This is a genomic window from Paracoccus sp. MC1854 (assembly GCF_014164635.1).
In the GTDB taxonomy this organism is placed as follows: domain Bacteria; phylum Pseudomonadota; class Alphaproteobacteria; order Rhodobacterales; family Rhodobacteraceae; genus Paracoccus.
In genome coordinates, this window is sequence record NZ_JACJFU010000003.1 from 53,950 (window position 1) to 71,039 (window position 17,090).

The 17,090-nt window shown below is 68.9% G+C and carries 17 protein-coding genes and 1 tRNA gene; 5 read left to right on the forward strand and 13 right to left on the reverse strand.

Annotated elements, in window-relative coordinates:
• Positions 1–8: 8 nt before the first annotated feature.
• Positions 9–830 (forward strand): class I SAM-dependent methyltransferase, encoded by an 822-nt coding sequence (locus H5395_RS03505; protein WP_182791154.1) that lies wholly within the window; start codon positions 9–11, stop codon positions 828–830.
• Positions 831–833: 3 nt separating this feature from the next.
• Here the strand turns inward: H5395_RS03505 and kdsA are convergent, their stop codons facing one another.
• Genes kdsA through H5395_RS03520 form a run of 3 tightly spaced genes read right to left on the reverse strand, consistent with a single transcriptional unit; the run spans position 834 to position 4,145 of the window.
• Positions 834–1,679 (reverse strand): 3-deoxy-8-phosphooctulonate synthase, encoded by an 846-nt coding sequence (kdsA, locus tag H5395_RS03510; RefSeq protein ID WP_182791155.1) that lies wholly within the window; start codon positions 1,677–1,679, stop codon positions 834–836.
• The gene (locus H5395_RS03515; RefSeq protein ID WP_182791156.1) at positions 1,676–3,508 is read right to left on the reverse strand and encodes a capsule biosynthesis protein; all 1,833 of its coding nucleotides are present in this window, start codon (positions 3,506–3,508) and stop codon (positions 1,676–1,678) included. Before H5395_RS03515 ends, kdsA begins: the two co-directional genes overlap by 4 nt.
• Positions 3,492–4,145 (reverse strand): ABC transporter ATP-binding protein, encoded by a 654-nt coding sequence (locus H5395_RS03520; RefSeq protein ID WP_182791318.1) that lies wholly within the window; start codon positions 4,143–4,145, stop codon positions 3,492–3,494. The genes H5395_RS03515 and H5395_RS03520 overlap by 17 nt, the downstream gene beginning before the upstream one ends.
• 149 nt (positions 4,146–4,294) lie before the next feature.
• On the opposite strand from H5395_RS03520, the gene H5395_RS03525 reads away from it, so the two are divergent.
• On the forward strand, positions 4,295–4,894 hold the full coding sequence (locus tag H5395_RS03525) for a uracil-DNA glycosylase family protein (protein ID WP_182791157.1): 600 nt from the start codon (positions 4,295–4,297) through the stop codon (positions 4,892–4,894).
• Positions 4,891–5,652, forward strand: coding sequence for a hypothetical protein (locus H5395_RS03530; RefSeq protein ID WP_182791158.1), 762 nt, complete (start codon positions 4,891–4,893; stop codon positions 5,650–5,652). Before H5395_RS03525 ends, H5395_RS03530 begins: the two co-directional genes overlap by 4 nt.
• A 166-nt stretch (positions 5,653–5,818) precedes the next feature.
• Here H5395_RS03530 and H5395_RS03535 read toward each other — a convergent pair whose 3' ends face one another.
• The 6 genes from H5395_RS03535 to H5395_RS03560 are packed head-to-tail and all read right to left on the reverse strand — an operon-like array spanning position 5,819 to position 12,419.
• The gene (locus tag H5395_RS03535) at positions 5,819–6,739 is read right to left on the reverse strand and encodes a glyoxylate/hydroxypyruvate reductase A (RefSeq protein WP_182791159.1); all 921 of its coding nucleotides are present in this window, start codon (positions 6,737–6,739) and stop codon (positions 5,819–5,821) included.
• Positions 6,739–7,881: a rod shape-determining protein RodA gene (gene rodA, locus H5395_RS03540; RefSeq protein ID WP_182791160.1), complete on the reverse strand. Its 1,143-nt coding sequence runs from the start codon at positions 7,879–7,881 to the stop codon at positions 6,739–6,741. Before rodA ends, H5395_RS03535 begins: the two co-directional genes overlap by 1 nt.
• A gap of 10 nt (positions 7,882–7,891) precedes the next feature.
• Entirely contained in the window at positions 7,892–9,841 is a 1,950-nt protein-coding gene (gene mrdA, locus H5395_RS03545; RefSeq protein ID WP_182791161.1) for a penicillin-binding protein 2, read from the reverse strand.
• Between the two features lie 3 nt (positions 9,842–9,844).
• On the reverse strand, positions 9,845–10,384 hold the full coding sequence (locus tag H5395_RS03550) for a rod shape-determining protein MreD (protein WP_182791162.1): 540 nt from the start codon (positions 10,382–10,384) through the stop codon (positions 9,845–9,847).
• A gap of 3 nt (positions 10,385–10,387) precedes the next feature.
• Positions 10,388–11,374 carry a rod shape-determining protein MreC gene (gene mreC, locus H5395_RS03555; protein ID WP_182791163.1) on the reverse strand — a complete coding sequence of 329 codons (987 nt, stop codon included), beginning with the start codon at positions 11,372–11,374 and terminating at the stop codon, positions 10,388–10,390.
• Between the two features lie 10 nt (positions 11,375–11,384).
• Positions 11,385–12,419 (reverse strand): rod shape-determining protein, encoded by a 1,035-nt coding sequence (locus H5395_RS03560; protein WP_182791164.1) that lies wholly within the window; start codon positions 12,417–12,419, stop codon positions 11,385–11,387.
• A 192-nt stretch (positions 12,420–12,611) separates the two neighbouring features.
• On the opposite strand from H5395_RS03560, the gene H5395_RS03565 reads away from it, so the two are divergent.
• Positions 12,612–12,989: a rhodanese-like domain-containing protein gene (locus H5395_RS03565; RefSeq protein WP_182791165.1), complete on the forward strand. Its 378-nt coding sequence runs from the start codon at positions 12,612–12,614 to the stop codon at positions 12,987–12,989.
• A gap of 30 nt (positions 12,990–13,019) precedes the next feature.
• Here H5395_RS03565 and H5395_RS03570 read toward each other — a convergent pair whose 3' ends face one another.
• From H5395_RS03570 to rlmB, 4 genes are all read right to left on the reverse strand, one after another.
• Positions 13,020–14,600, reverse strand: coding sequence for a 2-isopropylmalate synthase (locus H5395_RS03570; protein ID WP_182791166.1), 1,581 nt, complete (start codon positions 14,598–14,600; stop codon positions 13,020–13,022).
• A gap of 235 nt (positions 14,601–14,835) precedes the next feature.
• On the reverse strand, positions 14,836–15,273 hold the full coding sequence (locus H5395_RS03575; RefSeq protein WP_182791167.1) for a CoA-binding protein: 438 nt from the start codon (positions 15,271–15,273) through the stop codon (positions 14,836–14,838).
• A 192-nt stretch (positions 15,274–15,465) separates the two neighbouring features.
• Complete coding sequence (locus H5395_RS03580) at positions 15,466–15,903, reverse strand: YHS domain-containing (seleno)protein (RefSeq protein WP_234450906.1); 438 nt, start codon at positions 15,901–15,903, stop codon at positions 15,466–15,468.
• Between the two features lie 164 nt (positions 15,904–16,067).
• Entirely contained in the window at positions 16,068–16,883 is an 816-nt protein-coding gene (gene rlmB / locus H5395_RS03585; RefSeq protein ID WP_182791168.1) for a 23S rRNA (guanosine(2251)-2'-O)-methyltransferase RlmB, read from the reverse strand.
• A 109-nt stretch (positions 16,884–16,992) separates the two neighbouring features.
• Here rlmB and H5395_RS03590 point away from each other — a divergent pair.
• Positions 16,993–17,076, forward strand: a tRNA-Tyr gene (locus tag H5395_RS03590).
• Positions 17,077–17,090: the final 14 nt, after the last annotated feature.

Here is a 17,090-nt window from a genome sequence, read left to right on the forward strand (position 1 = left end):
GACCGATCATGAATCCGAACAAGGAATTGTGGGAGAAGGGCGACTTCTCGAAGCTCGCCGAGACCATGCGCGGCAGCGCGGATCAACTGGTCGAGGAACTGGGCATCACGCCGGGGATGAAGGCGCTGGATCTTGCCTGCGGGGACGGCGGCACGGCGCTGCCCATGGCGCGGCGCGGGACCGAAGTGCTGGGCGTGGACATCGCCCGCAACCTCGTGGCCGCGGCGCAGGCGCGGGTGGCGGCCGAAGGGCTGACCAACATCCGCATCATTGAGGGCGATGCCTGTGATCTGTCGGCGCTGCCGGACAACGCCTTCGATCTGGTGCTCAGCGTCTTTGGCGCGATGTTCGCGCCCTGCCCGCAGGAGGTCGCGCGCAGCATGGTCCGGGTGGCCAGGCGCGGCGGGCGGATCGTCATGGGCAACTGGATTCCGAACGATCCGACCATGCCTGCCCAGATCCTCAGGATGATGCAGGAATACGGCCCGCCGCCGCCCGAGGGGTTCATCCCGCCAACGGATTGGGGGATCGAGGCGAAGGTGATCGAGCGATTCGGACAGGCGGGCATCCCGCATGAGGCGATCGCCATGCAGCCGTCCATCAAGGAGTTCCGGCTGGATGGCCCGCCCTCGGCCCTGCTGGAGATCTTCCTCAAGTATTTCGGCCCGGTGATCCGGGTGTTCGAATGGCTCGGGCCGGGGCCGCGCGCCGATGAACTGCGCGGCAGGATGCTCGCGCTGATCGAGCGCGAGAATCAGGGGGAAGACGGCAAGACCCTGATCCGGGCGCGCTATCTGCTGGTGACGGTGAAGGTGCCGCAGGTTTCCTAGGGATCAGCCCATCACCGGGTCGGACTTGGCCAGTTGGTCAAAGCGCATCAGGCTGGCGATCAGCGCCGGCATCCGGTCCAGCGGCACCATGTTCGGCCCGTCCGAGGGCGCTCGGTCGGGGTCCTCATGCGTTTCGATGAAGACGCCCGCCACGCCGATGGCGACGGCGGCGCGGGCCATCACCGGCGCGAACTCGCGCTGGCCCCCCGACGATCCGCCTTGGCCGCCCGGCTGCTGGACCGAGTGGGTCGCGTCCATCACCACTGGCCAGCCCGTCCGCGCCATGATCGGCAGGGACCGCATGTCCGCGACCAGCGTGTTGTAGCCGAAGCTGACGCCGCGTTCGGTCAGCAGGATGCGGTCGTTGCCGGTCGAGGCCACCTTGTCGGCCACGTTGCCCATGTCCCAGGGGGCAAGGAACTGGCCCTTCTTGACGTTGACCACCGCGCCCGTGCGGCCGGCGGCCAGCAGCAGGTCGGTCTGGCGCGACAGGAAGGCGGGGATCTGGATGATGTCCGCGACCTCGGCCGCGCGCAGGGCCTGCGCCTCGTCATGCACGTCGGTCAGCACCGGGCAGCCGATCCGGTCGCGCACGGCGGCCAGCATCGCAAGCCCCTCGTCGATACCCACGCCGCGCTTGCCCGACAGCGAGGTGCGGTTCGCCTTGTCGTAGCTGGCCTTGAAGACGAAGCCCGCGCCCGCCGTGGCGCAGGCTTGCGCCAAGGGTTCGGCGATGGACAGGGCGTGGTCCAGCGTTTCCAACTGGCAGGGACCGGCGATCAGGACCAGCGGCAGGTCGTTGCCGAATGTCACGTCCCTCACGGCGACGTGGCGCGGGGCGGTGCTCATGACGACACCTGTTCGCGCAGGATCGAAGCGGTCAGCGACATCATCAGATAGATCCCCGAGAAGATGAGAAAGGCCACGATCGTGTTCTGCAGCGCCTTGGGATAGGTCGCTGCGTCGGGCGGAACCGGAGCCACCGACAGCGAGAGATAGCGCACCTGCTTGTTCGCCTCGACCCGCGCGGCCTCCATCTGCGTGGCGGCTGCCGCCAGCAGTTGCTGCCGGGTGGCGAGGTCGCTTTCGGCGATCCGCAACTGCCCCGTGATCGCCGCCAGCGAGGCGCGGTTGCCGGTATTCTCGGTCAACTGGGCGCGGGTTTCCGCGATCATCTGCTCGATCCGGCTGATGTCGCCCTCGACGCCCTGCACCCGGCTCTGGTTCGGGCGGGGGTTGGACTGAAGCTGCCCCAGTTCCAGCCGCTTTTCGGCCAACTGGGTTTCAAGCGTGCTGATCCGCCCCATGACCGCGCCGCTTTCGGCCATCGGGTCCAGCACCCCAAGCTGCACCTGCAGTTCCTGGATGCGGTCCTGCGACTCCTGCACCTTCCGCTCGGCATCCGCATAGCTTTCGGCGGCACCCTTCATCTGGTCGTCGCGCAGGCGGGCGGACATCTGGTCCACCTGCCCCTCGGCATAGCGGATCAGCGCCAGCGAGAACTGCTCGGACAGTTGGGGGTCGGGGGCAATCACCTCCATGTTGATGACGCCCTCGGTCGGGTCATAGCCGATCTTCACCGACTGATCGTAAAGCTTGTAGGCCTGTTCCGAGGTGGCATCCTCGGGCAGGCGTAGCAGTGCGTCGACCGCCGGGTCCTGGAAGGCGCGGGTGAAGCCCAAGTCGTCGTCCAGCCGCAGCATCGCGCCCCGCGATGTCAGGTAGCTTTGCACCGACACGCTGTCGGGGTTGGTGGCCATGGGCGAGGCGCCCAGCAGGCCCGCCGATTCGCCGCCGAAGCCGCCATCGGCGGTCTGGATCAGGAACTGCGAATGGGTCGCGTAAAGCGGCGTCGCCTGGGTGAAGTAGTACCAGCCCGCGATCAGTGTCGGCAGGCCCACGAAGAAGGCCAGCCGCGCCATCAGGAAGGCCAGCCGCTTGCGGCGGCGGCGGGCGATGTCGCGCTGGATGCGGTAGATTTCCGCCGCGCGGCGTTCCTCGGTCAGCGCCTCGCGCGAGGGCAGTTCGGGACGCCGTGGCGGGCCGACCTCGCCGGGCGGGGGGAGGGGCACGATCTCGCGGCTGCGGCTGCGCTGGGGCCTTCCACCCGGCACGGTGGCCGGGGCGAGAGGCGAGGGCGCGGCCTGCGCCTCGTGGCCCGCGTCCGACAGGATCTTGCCGACCGCGCCGCGGTGGAAGGGGTCGATGCCGCGTTGGCGCAGGCGCAGCACGGCCTCGTATTCCGAGGAAACCTCGATCTCGTGCATGGCGGCGATGCGGGCGGCCATGCGCAACTGGCGCGAGGTCAGGTTCTCGGCCCGGATCGCGGCCAGCGCCGCGGCATCCGCTTCGGCCCCGGGTCCCGCGGGCGCGTTCGCCGCCTGTGGCGGGGTGGCCGCGTCGGCCCCCGGAAAGCGCATGCTGCCGAAGCCGTCGTCCGTGTCGGCAAAGGGCATCTCGGCGCCGGGCTGACCCTGATCTGCGGCCGGTCCCGCCGGTCCGGCCGGGCGGCCGCCCTTGTGCACCTCGACCCTGACGCCCGTGCGCGCAGGCTCTGCCTCGGCGCGGCGCGGGGCGGCATCCGGGCGGACGGCCGACCTTGCCGCTTCGCGGGCGGCGGCGATAGGGGATTCGGACGGGCTGAGATGAAAGCGGCGGACCTTAGGCGGTGTAGTCATAATACTGTTTGGCCTCGTCCAGGGAATCGAACATGTAAAGACGCCCGTCGCGCAAGACGCCCGCGCGGCGGCAGAATTTTTCCAAGGTGGCGGGCTGGTGGGACACCACCACCACGGTTGCGGTCTTCAGCCGGTCATAAAGCACGCTGCCGGCCTTGCGGTTGAATTCCACGTCGGTCGATCCCGGCATCCCCTCGTCGATCAGGTAGATGTCGAAATCCAGCGCCAGCAGCAGCGAGAATGTCAGCCGCGAGCGCATCCCCGAACTGTAGGTGCCGACCGGCTGGTCGAAATATTCGTCGATGTCGCAAAGCCAGCGGCAGAAGGCCGAAACGTAATCGGGGTCCAGCCCGTAGATCCGCGCGATATAGCGCGCGTTCTCGTTGGCCGAGAGCTTGGGGATCACCCCGCCCATGAAGCCTAGCGGGAAGGACACCCGGCAGTCCGCCCGGATCGTGCCCTCGTCGGGCTTTTCCAGCCCGCACATCATGTTGATGATGGTGGTCTTGCCGGTGCCGTTGGGCGCGAGGATGCCCAGCGACTGCCCCAGTTCCACCCGAAACGAGGCCTGGTCAAGGATGACCTTGCGCTGCGTTCCGGTCCAGAACGACTTTGAAACGTTGTCGAATTCCAGCATCCGGCGAAAAGGCGCATGAGACATCGGGCGCCAGCCGCCCGCTTTCAGGGACCGAACATAGGGCGCAGACGCCCTTATGTCCAATCAAACGCAGCGGATCGTGAGAATGCGAGGTGTTATCGTCCCGCCGCGTTCCTATCTGAACCCGCATGACCGACCTGTCCCCGCCCCAAGACCTGCCCGTCGCCGCCGAGTTGCGCGGCTGCCGCCTTTGTGCCGACCGCTTCGCCCTGACCGCGACGGCCCACGCGCCGCGTCCCGTGGTCTGGTTCGCACGGGGCGCGCGGGTGCTGGTGGCCAGCCAGGCGCCGGGGATGCGGGTGCATCACTCGGGCCGGCCCTTCACCGATGCCTCGGGCCAGCGGCTCAGGTCCTGGATGGGGGTGGACGAGGCCACCTTCTACGACCGCGCGCGCGTGGCGATCGTGCCGATGGGCTTCTGCTTTCCGGGCTATGATGCCAAGGGGTCCGACCTGCCGCCGCCCCCGGTCTGCGCGGCGACATGGCGGGCGCGGGTGCTGGAGGAGTTGCAGCCCCGCGTCACCCTGCTGATCGGCGGCTACGCCATCCGCTGGCACTTGGGCCTGCGGGACGTCACCGCCGCCGTGGCGGGCTGGCGGGACCATGCGCCGCGGGTGTTTCCCTTGCCTCACCCGTCCTGGCGGAATACCGGTTGGCTGAAACGCAACCCGTGGTTCGAGGCCGAGCTGGTGCCCGAACTGCGCCGCACGCTGGCCGAGGTGCTGTGACGACGCCCCAGACCGAACTCGACCGCCTTTGCGCGCATGTGCCCTTCCACGACGCGGACCCGGTCCAGCGCGCGGCGGTCCTGCGGCGGCTGGCCGATACGGAACTGCACGCCGCCCTTGTGTCCGAGCCTGCGGGCGACCGGGCCGAGTTGCGGATGTTCGACCTGCCGGGCGGCGCGGTGGCGCTGGCCTGCGACGACGATGCGGCGCTTGCCGGGTTCCTCGGCGGGCCGGTCGCCCATGTTTCGCTACCGGGCCGGATTCTGGCGCGGGAACTGGCCGAGGCGGGGTTGGGGCTGCTGGTCAACCCCGGCCGCCCGTCCGAGATGCTGCTGGACGCAGGTGCGCTGGGCTGGCTGATCGCGGCCCTGGCCGAGGCGCCCGAGGCGGGCGAGGCTGCCCCCCGCCGCCTGACCGCGCCCCGCCCCAATGCGGTCGGGACGGTGGCCGAGCCGCTCGCCACCCGGCTGGGCGACATGGCGGGGATGGTGGCAGGCGCGGCGCTGGTGGGCGTGGACTGGCAGGACGGGCGGCAGGGGCACCTGATCGTCGTGGCCGGCGCCGGCAACCCCGACAGGCCGGCGATTGCCAAGGCGCTGGCGGAACTGATCGCCTTTTTGCCGCCGGTCGAGGGCGGCGTGGATGTCACCTTCGAGGACCTGCCGCTGCCGCAAGGCGCCGTGCGGATCGAGGCGGTGGCCGTGCCGAAACCCGAACCCAAGCGCCGCGATCCCGACGCCCCGCCCCGGCTGCGCTGACGCCTCACGTTACGGCAGCGTTGCTGTCCTTGCACAATCCTGACCAAATCAAATCGCGCTTCTGGCTGCGCTGACCTTCTCGCATTTCAGCCAAGCTGCCGCCTTTTGCTCTTGGCGATCTCGGCACGCTTGCTGCTTTCATGCGGTCGTTGTTTGGCGCTGACCGTTAGTAGCCCCGTGTCCGGTCCACCAGATGCAGCAGGGGCCGCCCCTCCATGGCGCGGCGCAGGTTCTCGGCGGCGACCGGCGCGGCAGTCGCAGGGCGGGTGTCGGCGGCGATATGCGGGGTCACCGTCACGCCCGGATGCGCCCAGAAGGGATGGCCGGGCGGCAGCGGCTCGGTGCGGAAGACGTCCAGCACGGCATGGGCCAGCCGCCCCTCGTCCAGCGCGGCCAGCAGCGCCTCGTCGTCCAGCACCGTCCCGCGTCCGGGGTTCAGCAGGAAGGCCCCTTGCGGCAGCATCGCCAGCCTCTGCGCATCCAGCAGGTTCCACGTCCCGGGCGTGTCGGGCAGCAGCGAGATCAGGATCTCCGCCCCCTCCAGCGCCTGCGGCAGCGCATCCGCCCCCAGCACCCGAATCCCCGGAACTGCGCGGCCCGAGGCTGACCAGCCCGTGACGGGAAAGCCCGCGCCCTGCAGCTTCTCGGCCACCGCCCGCCCCAACTCTCCCATCCCGAGGATCGTGACCGGGCGTTCCGAGGCCAGCGGCGGCACCAGCCCGTTCCGCCACTGCCCGTCCTGCAGGTAGCGGTCCATCCCCAGATGCAGCCGCATGGTCCAGCCGAGGCACCATTCCGCCATCCCCTGCGCCAGCCCCGGATCGACCATCCGGCACAAGGGCTGGGTCAGCGTCTTGTTGCCCACGATCCGCTCGACCCCGGCCCAGAGGCTTTGCACCACGCGGGCGCGGGTGAAGGGGCGGAAGTCCATCGGCTCGCCCGTGTCGGGGTAGCCCGGCGCATAGATCAGCGCGTCGAAGCTGGCCGGGTCGCCGTCGCGGCAAAGCTCCATCTCGGGGCAGGCGGCGCGCAGGGCGGGGGACCATTCGTCCCAGAGGCGCGAAGGGGCGGCGAAGAAGACGCGCATCACCGGGGCCTGTTCACGTGGGCGGATTGCACAAGGCCGAAGGCCATCAGCAGGATCATCAGTTGCGTGCCGCCATAGCTGACCATCGGCAGGGGCACCCCCACGACCGGCATCAGGCCCATGACCATCCCCATGTTGACCGCGAAATACAGAAAGAACGTGCCCCCGATCCCCAGCGTCATGAGGCTGGCGAAACGGTCGCGGTTGGTCATCGCCGAATAGATGCAGAAGGCGATGATGAGGGCGTAAAGCCCCAGCAGCGTGATCGAGCCGACGAAGCCGAATTCCTCGGCCAGCGTGGTGAAGATGAAGTCGGTGTGCTTTTCGGGCAGGAAGTTCAGCCGGCTCTGCGTGCCCTGCATGAAGCCCCGCCCCGACCAGCCCCCGGACCCCAGCGCGATCTGCGCCTGGGTGATGTTGTAGCCCGCCCCCAGCGGGTCGGTGGTCGGGTCAAGGAAGGTGTCGATGCGCCGATACTGGTAGTCGTGCAGCAACTGCCATTCCGTCCCGCGGCTGCGCATGACCGCGAAGACCAGCCCGCCCACCGCGCCGATCACGGCCGCGAAATACCACAGGCTGACGCCCGCCACGAACATCATGATGCCGCCGCCCGCGACCAGCATGACCGAGGTGCCAAGGTCCGGCTGCGCCAGCACCAGCCCGGTCGGCAGCAGGATCAGCGCGACCGGGATCAGCACCCACAGCGGCCGCGACACACGGGCAAGGTCCAGCCAGGCGTAATAGGTCGCCAGCACCAGCACGAGCGCGATCTTGCTGATTTCCGACGGCTGCAGCTTGATCGGCCCGATGTCCAGCCATCGCTGCGCCCCCATGGCATTGTGGCCGACGATGTCCACGGCCAGCAGCAGCCCGAGACAGACGACATAGGCCGCGACCGAGATCGAGCGCCAGAACCAGACCGGGGTGAAGGCCAGCGCGATCATGGCGACGAAGCCGACGGCGAAGCGTTCCACCTGCGGCTCGACCCAGGCCTCGGCCCGGCCGCCCGCGACCGAATAAAGCATCAGGAATCCGGTCGAGGCCACCGCTGCCAGAAGAAGGGTCAGCGGCCAGTTCAGATGCAGGATCTTGCGCCAGCCGGCCGGCGCATGGTCGGGCTTGTAGTCGAGATAGCTGCTCATGCCGCCCGCCTCATGCCCGCGCTCGCCCGGTGCCCGCCTGCGCCACGGGCGAGGGTGCAAGCCGCATCCGGCCCAGCATCTCGGCGATGCCGTCGCGCTGTTCGGACGGATAGGCGTCAAGGGGGGGCAGGCCCCCGGCCAGCGCGTAAAGCAGGATGTCCCGCGCGATGGGTGCCGCCACCGCCGAGCCGCCGCCGCCATGTTCCACAACGACCGACACCGCATAGCGCGGGGCATCGAAGGGCGCGTAGCAGACGAACAGCGCGTGGTCGCGGCGGTTCCAGGGCAACTGGTCGTTGCGGATGACGCCGCGGGCGCGTTCGGCCGCGGTGATGTTGCGGACCTGGCTGGTGCCGGTCTTGCCCGCCATCCGCCATTCCGCCCGCTGGATGCGCGCCCGCGCGGCCGTGCCGCTGCCGCCGTTCATCACCGCATCCATCCCGGCGCGGGCCGTGGTCAGATGCGCCGGCGACAGCCCCAGATCGGCAAAGACCGGATCGGGGGCGACCATGCCTTCCACGGCGCGGACGAGGCGCGGCCTGACCTCCAGCCCCGTCGCCACCCGCGCGGTCATCACCGCCAGTTGCAGGGGCGAGGCCAGCACATAGCCCTGCCCGATCGAGGCGTTGATGCTGTCGCCGACATGCCATTCCTGATCGTGGCGCGCCCGCTTCCAGGCGCGGTCGGGGGCGATCCCTTCGGCAATGGCGGACATGGGCAGGTCATGCCGCACCCCGATGCCCAGCAACCGCGCCATGGCGGCGATGCGCTCGATCCCGATCTTCTGCGCCAGTTCATAGTAATAAACGTCGCAAGACCGTTCGAGGCTGGCCACCGCCGCGACCGAGCCATGGCCGCCCCTGCTCCAGCAATGAAAGCGGCGGCCCGCGACCGTCGTGTGGCCGGGGCAGTGATGGCGGGTGCGGCTGTCGATCAGGCCTGATTCCAGCCCCGCCAGAAGCGTGACCATCTTGAAGGTCGAGCCGGGCGGATAGACACCCTGCACCGTCTTGTCGGCCAACGGCCGGTGGTCATGTTCCATCAGCGCCCTGTAATCGGCGCCGGAAATCCCCCGCACGAACAGGTTGGGGTCGAAGACCGGCGACGAGGCGCTGGCGAGGATGTCGCCGTTGCGCACATCCATCACCACGGCGGCGGCGCTTTCCTCGCCCAGCCGCTGGACGGCGAAGTTCTGCAGGCCCGCGTCCAGCGTCATCTGCACCGTCTCGCCCTGCTGGCCCTCGATCCGTTCCAGCTCGCGCATCTCGCGGCCGGCGCTGTTGACCTCGACCCGGCGGGTGCCGGCCTTGCCGCGCAGCCGGTCCTCCAGCTTGGCCTCGACCCCCAGCTTGCCCAACTGGAACTCGGGCAGCATCAGCACGGGATCGGGGTTTTCCATCTTCGACAGGTCATAGTCGGAGACCGGCCCGACATAGCCCAGCACATGGGCGAAATCGCCCGCGCGGGGATAGCTGCGCGACAGGCCCGCCTCGGGCGTCACGCCGGGCAGGGCAGGCGCGTTGACGGCGATGGAGGCGAACTGATCCCATGTCAGGCGGTCGGCGACGATCACGGGGGTGATGGCGCTGCGCTTGTCGATTTCCGCCAGCAGCGCGGCCACGGCGGTGTCGGTCATCGGCACAAGCTGCCGCAGCCGGGCAAGCACCAGCGCGGGGTCGCCCGCCTCTTCTTTCGTGATGGTGGCGCGGTAATTGGCCTCGTTCCCGGCGATGACGATGCCGTTGCGGTCGTGGATCAGGCCACGCGCGGGCGGCAGCAGCCGGATCTTGATCGAGTTGCCGTCGGACAGCAGCCGGAACTCGTCGGCGCGGTCCAGTTGCATCGTCTTCAGCCGCCAGCCCAGCGTCGCCACCACGGCGGCCTGGATCGCGCCCAGCATCAGGGCGCGGCGGCGGATGCTGCTGCTGCTGTCGGAAATGTCGCGGGCGGATTTCTTCATGGCTCAGCCGAGTTCAAAGGCGCCGCGCCGGCTGCGGCGCAGCCCGAGGGCCGACAGCATCCCGGCGACAAGGGGATAGGCGCCGATCGTGGCGATCAGGCGCAGGACATCCTGCCCCGGCGGCGGCAGCGGCGCCAGCGTCGGAGGGACAAGGAACACAGTGCGGATCACCCGCTCGGACAGCACCATCAGACCCATCAGCATCGCCACGCGCAGCCATTCAACCAGAAATCCCTGGTCGCGCCAACGCTGCTGTCGCTGCCGCGCGACTTCCGTCGCCATCACGGCAAGGGCCGCGCCAAGGCCGGGGGGCTGCAGGGTCAGGATGTCGGCGATCAGCATGACGGCGGCAATCGCCAGAACCGGCACCTGTTCGGGCCGCCGCAGCACCCAGGCGAAGGTCAGGGCGAGAAGCCAGTCCGGCCCCGGCCACCCGATCCGGCCCGGCGCAAGCGGCAGCAGCGCAACGACGATCAGCGCCAGCGAGGCCAGCAGATACAGGGTCAGGCCCAGAAGCTGGCGGTGGCGGTGGGGAACCGGCATGGCTCAGTCGCTCACTTGCGCTTCGCGGTCGGCCTCGGGCGCGGGCGACAGGGCGGGGACGGGGGCGGTCGCCAGCGCGGCGGCCTGGTCGGTGGGGGTGGGGACGGGTTGCGGCAGTTGCGGGCCGATCATCCCCGGCTCGGGCGGCAGGATCAGCACGCCGCTGTCCGCCAGTTGCTCGGCCGGGTGGCTGCGAAGGACGCGCAGGAATTCCAGCCGGCCGTAGTCGGCGGCCAGCCGCACCCGCATCCGCCGGTCGGTGGTCTGAACGGCCTGTCCCACCAGCAGCCCCGGCGGGAACAGCCCGCCGTCGCCGGATGTGATCACGCGGTCGCCGGGGCGGATGTTTTCGGGGCTTTCCATGAAATCCAGATAGGGCAGGGCAGTGTTGTCCCCCGTCAGCAGCGCCCGCTGCCCCGAGGGCTGGATCGTCACCGGCAGGCGCGAGGACGGGTCGGTCAGCAGCATCACCCGGCTGGTGGTTTCCCCCACGCCCGAGATGCGGCCGACAAGGCCCAGCCCGTCCATCGTGGCCCAGCCTTCGAGGATGCCGTCGCGCGCCCCGCGGTTCAGCAGCACCGACTGGCGGAAGGCGGTGCCGCTGTCGGCCAGCACCACGCCCGAAACCCCCGTCAACGCCGGGTCCAGCCGGACGTTGTTCTGCGCCAGAAGCTTGGCGTTTTCCTGTTCCAACTGGACGGCGGCCTCTTTCCAGGCGCTCATCCGCTGCAATTCGCGCCGCAATTCCTGGTTCTGCTCGTAGAGCCGCTGGTAGGACTGGAAGCTTGCGACCATGCGGCTGGCGGCCGTGACCGGCACCATCGCCCAGTCCATCGACGGCAGGAAACGGTCCACGACGGCCGCGCGCATCCGTTCCGCCCGCGGGCTGTCGATGCGCCAGAAGACGAAGACCGCCATCAGCACCATGACCAGCAGCGCCACGAGGATGCGGCGCATCGGCCTGGCATAGTCATAGCCGCGGCGGGCCATCCAGGCCGCCTCAGCTGTCGTAATCGATGACGTGGCGAAGCTGCTTTTCGTATTCCAGCGCCTTGCCGGTGCCCAGCGCCACGCAGTTCATCGGCTGGTCGGCAAGGCCGACCATCAGCCCCGTCTGCTCGCGGAGCGCAAGGTCCATCTCGCCCAGCATCGCGCCGCCGCCGGTCAGCATCACGCCCCGGTCCACGATGTCGGCGCCAAGGTCGGGGGGCGTCGCTTCCAGCGCGATCATCACCGCGTCGCAGATCTGCTGGACCGGCTCGGCCAGCGCCTCGGCGATCATGGCCTGGGTCAGTTCGACCTCTTTCGGGACGCCGTTCAGCAGGTCCCGGCCGCGCACCATCAGGGTGGCGCCGCGCCCGTCATCGGGCATCCGGGCGGTGCCGATCGAGGTCTTGATCCGCTCGGCCGTGCTTTCGCCGATCAGCAGGTTGTGGTGGCGGCGCAGGTAGTTGATGATCGCCTCGTCCATCCGGTCGCCGCCCACGCGCACGCTGCGGGCATAGACGATGTCGCCCAGCGACAGCACCGCGACCTCGGTGGTGCCGCCGCCGATGTCCACGACCATGCTGCCGGTGGGTTCGGTGATCGGCATCCCCGCGCCGATGGCCGCGGCGATGGGTTCCGCGATCAGCCCGGCGCGGCGGGCGCCCGCCGACAGGACCGACTGCCGGATCGCCCGCTTTTCGACGGGGGTGGCGCCATGGGGCACGCAGACGATGACCTTGGGCTTGGACAGCGAACCGCGCCGGATCGCCTTCTTCATGAAATGCTTGATCATTTCCTCGGCGCTGTCGAAATCGGCGATGACGCCCTCGCGCATCGGGCGGATCGCCTCGATGCTGCCGGGGGTGCGGCCCAGCATCAGCTTGGCATCCTCGCCCACGGCCAGGATCTGCTTCTTGCCGTCCTTGACGTGATAGGCCACGACCGAGGGCTCGTTCAGGATCACGCCCTTGCCCTTGACGTAGATCAGCGTGTTCGCGGTTCCCAGATCGATCGCGATGTCGGTCGAGAACAGACCGAAGAATGCCATGGTGAAGTCCCTTCCGTGCCTGCCCGGCCCCGCTTTTCGTTCTGCCCGACCTTGATGGGTCGGCGGCGGCCGCGGCCCCATATAGGCAACCGCGCAACTTCGGGAAAGCGGATTCACGCATAAGGTGAGACCGGTCGGCTGGCGCTTGTGCTAGGCTTTCCCCCACGGGTTCCAACGTAAAGGAGAGGACGCATGGCGAAGACGGTGCAACAGATGCTCGACGCGGCGAATGCCGTTGTGCCCAAGGTGGACACGACCGAGGCGCGGCGGCTGGTCGAGCAGGAAAACGCGCTGCTGGTCGATCTGCGCGACTCGGCCGAGATCGAAAAGACCGGCAGGCTGAAGGGTGCGGCGGCGGTGCCGCGCGGGATGCTGGAGTTCCGGGCGGATCGCGAAAGCAAGTATCACGACCCGGCCTTCGACCCGGCGCGGCCGATGGTGCTTTACTGCGGATCGGGTGGACGCGCGGCGCTGGCGGGGCAGACCCTGACCGAGATGGGGTATCACAGCGTCTACAACCTCGGCGGCTTCCAGCAGGCGGCCGATGCCGGGATGGAAACCGAGCAATAGAAAGGGGCGGCCTGCGCCGCCCCGTCCGGTTCAGTGGGAATACATGCTGACGGCCTTGGTGTCGGCATCGGGCGCGGTCTTTTCACGCCGCACCTTCAGCCGGTTCAGCGCGCCGACATAGGCTTTCGCGCTGGCGAGGATCGTGTCGGTATCCGCCGCCTGCCCGGTGGCGATGCGGCCGTCCTCCTCCATCCGCACGCTGACGGTGGCCTGGGCGTCGGTGCCCTCGGTCACGGCATGGACCTGGTAAAGCTGCAGCCGCCCGTGGTGCTGGAACATCGCATCGACGGCGTTGAAGGCCGCGTCCACCGGGCCGTCGCCCTGCCGCGTCTCTGTCTGTTCCCGGTCGCCCACGACCATGGTCAGGGTGGCCATCGCGGGCTCTCCGCCGCCGCAGACCACGCGCAGCTTCTTCACCTGCAGGTAGTCGCTGTCGGTATTGGCGCTGCTGTCCTGCATCAGCGCGACGAGATCGTCGTCATAAACCTCTTTCTTGCGGTCGGCGAGATCCTTGAAGCGCACGAAGACATCGTTCAGCTGGTTCGCGCTGATGTCATAGCCAAGGTCGGCCAGCTTGGCGCGCAGCGCGGCGCGGCCCGAATGCTTGCCCATGGCGATGTTGGTCTCGTTCAGCCCGATGTCGGCGGGCTTCATGATCTCGAAGGTCTCGACGTTCTTCAGCACGCCGTCCTGGTGGATGCCGGATTCGTGCAGGAAGGCGTTCTTGCCGACGATGGCCTTGTTGAACTGGATGGGGAAGCCCGAGACCTGCGCCACCCGGCGCGAGATGCCCATGATCTTCTTCGTGTCGATGCCGGTCGTGAAGGGCATGATGTCGTGGCGCACCTTCATCGCCATCACCACCTCTTCCAGCGCGGTGTTGCCGGCGCGCTCGCCCAGACCGTTGATGGTGCATTCGATCTGCCGCGCACCCGCCTCGACGGCGGCGAGGCTGTTCGCGGTCGCCATGCCAAGGTCGTCGTGGCAGTGGGTGGCAAAGATCACGCTGTCGGCGCCCGGCACCCGTTCCAGCAGCATGCGGATCAGCGCCGCCGATTCGCGCGGCGCGGTGTAGCCGACGGTGTCGGGGATGTTGATCGTGGTGGCGCCGGCCTTGATGGCGATTTCCACCACGCGGCAGAGATAGTCATGTTCCGTCCGCGTCGCGTCCATCGGCGACCATTGCACGTCCTCGCAGAGGTTGCGGGCATGCGTCACCGTCTGGTGGATGCGGTCGGCCATCTCGTCCATCGTCAGGTTCGGGATGGCGCGGTGCAGCGGCGAGGTGCCGATGAAGGTGTGGATGCGCGGCCTGCGCGCATGGCGCACCGCTGCCCAGGCGCGGTCGATGTCGGGGATCTGGGCGCGGGCCAGCCCGCAGATGACCGAGGTCTGCGCCTGCTTCGCGATCTCGCTGACGGCGGCGAAGTCGCCCTCGGACGCGATTGGGAAGCCCGCCTCGATCACGTCCACGCCCATCTCGTCCAGCATCTGGGCGATTTCCAGCTTTTCGGCATGGGACATGGTCGCGCCCGGCGACTGCTCGCCGTCGCGCAGGGTGGTGTCGAAGATGATGACGCGGTCGGGATCGCGGGTGTCGGTGGTGGTCATGGTGCTTCTTTCTGGCTGTCGGGGGAAGAAGCCGGGCGCTGCGCTTGACTGAGCGGCGGCCCGGCGGACCCGCTCAGCGCAGCGTAAGAAGCAGCAGACCGCGGAGATTCACGACCAAACGGGCGCCCGGCTGGGTGCCGGCGTCGATCGTCGTGGCCATGGGCATGATCCGCGTCATGGCGGCGACTATACCCGCCCCTTCGCGGTTGAAAAGGGGAAAGCGCGACTTTTCGCCTCAGCCCCGTCCCGGACCCCGCGCGCCGACCCGCGGAAAGTCGATCGCCGGGCAGCGGTTCTGCACCACCGTCATCCCGGCGGCACGGGCCTTTTCCGCCGCACCCTCGTGCATGACGCCGATCTGCATCCAGACCGTCTTCAGCTCCGGCAGGCAGGCCAGCGCCTCGTCCACGACCGGCGGCACGGAATCGGACCGGCGGAAGATGTCCACCATGTCCACGGCCTCCGATTCGGGAATGTCCGAAAGCGAGGCATAGGTCGTCTCGCCCAGAATCGTCTCGCCCGCATGGCCGGGGTTCACTGGAATGATGCGATAGCCCATCTCCTGCAGGAAGCGGGCGACGCCATGGCTGGGCCGCTCGGGCTTGGGGGACAGCCCAACGATTGCAATGGTCTGGGTCTCGGATGCGATGCGGGCGATGTCGGCTGCGGTCATGCTGCGTTCCCCTTGGGCTTTCCGTTTCATGGACAGGCCATGCTTCAAATGAAAAAGCGCCCGGTCGAAACCGGGCGCAAGTCGCGGAACGAGGGACAGTGATCTGAACGAGACCGTTCCGTGGTCAGGTTCATGATGTAAATGTGCATCATTCCGCCGAAGTTCCAACCTTCTCGCGAAAACGTGAAGATTCTATCTACCTATGCGTTTCCACTGGCTGGCGGCGCGGTCCAGGACGCCCTGCGGGTCGTCGCCAAGCCGCCGCCGCGCCTCGGGCGAGCTGGTCAGGTAAAGCGTCCGGCCGATGACGACGAACAGATCCGGCTGGCCGGCGCGACGCTCTCCTTCCGACAGGGCCACGGGGCAGTTGCCGCCGAAGGCGGGGGCATAGGCGCGGGGATCGGCCTCGAAGGCAGCGCGGTTGGCCTCATTGGCAAAGCGCCATTCATGTCCCTTCCAGTGGGTCGAGATCGAGGGCTCGCCGCCCACCACCCGGCCCGCATCGCGCAGGCTGACCGCGTCCATGCCGCCCAGCGCCTGCGCCTCTGCCGGGGCCAGCGGCGCGGCGGCCATGGCGGCGGCGGCAAGCAGCGCCAGAAGCGGCCGGGCAGGGCGCGGCGGTCGCCGCAAAGCCGATCCGATCAGGGAAACAGGCCGGGACTGCAAATGACGATCGACAAAGGACATGCGGTCGATGTCGCATCGCGCAGGCCGCCGCGCAACGCCGCGCCGCCCCGGCTCGCCGCAACGTGACGAGCCGTGCGGCCACCTCGCAACAGTCGCGCGTGACGTGATCAACCTGTGCTTGCGGCATACAGCGCAATGGCCGCCGCGTTCGACACGTTGAGCGAGCCGAAGCCGGCGGCGAAAGGTATCCGCACCACCCGGTCGCAGGTTTCGCGCGTCTTTTCCCGCAGGCCCGGCCCCTCGGCGCCCAGCACAAGGCAGATCGCGCGACCCGGCAGATCCGCCAGCGCCTCGGGCAGCGTGGCATCGCCCGTGCCGTCCAAGCCGAGGACGACATAGCCCATGTCCTTTAGCTCGGTCAGCGCTTCGGCAAGGTTCGTGACCCGCAGGTAGGGCTGGCGTTCCAGCGCCCCCGAGGCCGTCTTGGCCAGCGCCCCGGTTTCCGGCGCGGCATGGCGGGCGGTGGCGACCACGGCCCGCGCCCCGAAGACCTCGGCCGAGCGCAGGATCGCGCCGACATTGTGCGGATCGGTCACCCGGTCCAGCGCCACGACCAGCGGGCGGGTGCCCTCGGGGCCTTCGGTAGCGACATCGGCCAGCTTGCCCCATGCCAGCGGCCTGACCTCGACCGCAGCACCTTGGTGGACGCTGTCGGGGGCCAGCGGCACCTCGCGGTCGAAAACGCGGGCATCGACGATCTCGGGGGTCATTCCCGAACCCGCCACGGCATCCGCCAGCCGGTCGGCGGCGTTGCGCGTCAGCACCAGCCGCAGCCGCGTGCGGGCCGGGTTCATCAGCGCGTCCCGGACCGCGTGCAGCCCGAACAGCCACAGCGTTTCGGCCGCGGCGGCGCGTTTCGCGCGTTCCTTGTCGATGACCCATGTGGGCTTCTTCGGCCGGGCGGGGCGGGGGGGATTGGTCATGCGAACTCCTGTCCCACGGGTGATTGCAGCGGGTGTGGGCGGGATGCAAGCGCGCCCGTGCGGAAGCGCTTGACCAGCGCCCGCGCCGGGGCTAATCACCCCCGGCGTCGGGCGACGTGCTGCAAGGTGCGGCAGCGGACTGTAACTCCGCCGGGGAGACCCATGCCTGGTTCGATTCCAGGGTCGCCCACCACTCTCCCTTTTCAG

Bases quoted from the DNA above. Each gene is read 5' to 3' on its own strand.
- H5395_RS03505 (WP_182791154.1), top strand. From the start codon at position 9: ATGAATCCGAACAAGGAATTGTGGGAGAAGGGCGACTTCTCGAAGCTC.
- kdsA (WP_182791155.1), bottom strand. From the start codon at position 1,679: ATGAGCACCGCCCCGCGCCACGTCGCCGTGAGGGACGTGACATTCGGC.
- H5395_RS03515 (WP_182791156.1), bottom strand. From the start codon at position 3,508: ATGACTACACCGCCTAAGGTCCGCCGCTTTCATCTCAGCCCGTCCGAA.
- H5395_RS03520 (WP_182791318.1), bottom strand. From the start codon at position 4,145: ATGCTGGAATTCGACAACGTTTCAAAGTCGTTCTGGACCGGAACGCAG.
- H5395_RS03525 (WP_182791157.1), top strand. From the start codon at position 4,295: ATGACCGACCTGTCCCCGCCCCAAGACCTGCCCGTCGCCGCCGAGTTG.
- H5395_RS03535 (WP_182791159.1), bottom strand. From the start codon at position 6,739: ATGCGCGTCTTCTTCGCCGCCCCTTCGCGCCTCTGGGACGAATGGTCC.
- rodA (WP_182791160.1), bottom strand. From the start codon at position 7,881: ATGAGCAGCTATCTCGACTACAAGCCCGACCATGCGCCGGCCGGCTGG.
- mrdA (WP_182791161.1), bottom strand. From the start codon at position 9,841: ATGAAGAAATCCGCCCGCGACATTTCCGACAGCAGCAGCAGCATCCGC.
- H5395_RS03550 (WP_182791162.1), bottom strand. From the start codon at position 10,384: ATGCCGGTTCCCCACCGCCACCGCCAGCTTCTGGGCCTGACCCTGTAT.
- mreC (WP_182791163.1), bottom strand. From the start codon at position 11,374: ATGGCCCGCCGCGGCTATGACTATGCCAGGCCGATGCGCCGCATCCTC.
- H5395_RS03560 (WP_182791164.1), bottom strand. From the start codon at position 12,419: ATGGCATTCTTCGGTCTGTTCTCGACCGACATCGCGATCGATCTGGGA.
- H5395_RS03565 (WP_182791165.1), top strand. From the start codon at position 12,612: ATGGCGAAGACGGTGCAACAGATGCTCGACGCGGCGAATGCCGTTGTG.
- H5395_RS03570 (WP_182791166.1), bottom strand. From the start codon at position 14,600: ATGACCACCACCGACACCCGCGATCCCGACCGCGTCATCATCTTCGAC.
- H5395_RS03575 (WP_182791167.1), bottom strand. From the start codon at position 15,273: ATGACCGCAGCCGACATCGCCCGCATCGCATCCGAGACCCAGACCATT.
- rlmB (WP_182791168.1), bottom strand. From the start codon at position 16,883: ATGACCAATCCCCCCCGCCCCGCCCGGCCGAAGAAGCCCACATGGGTC.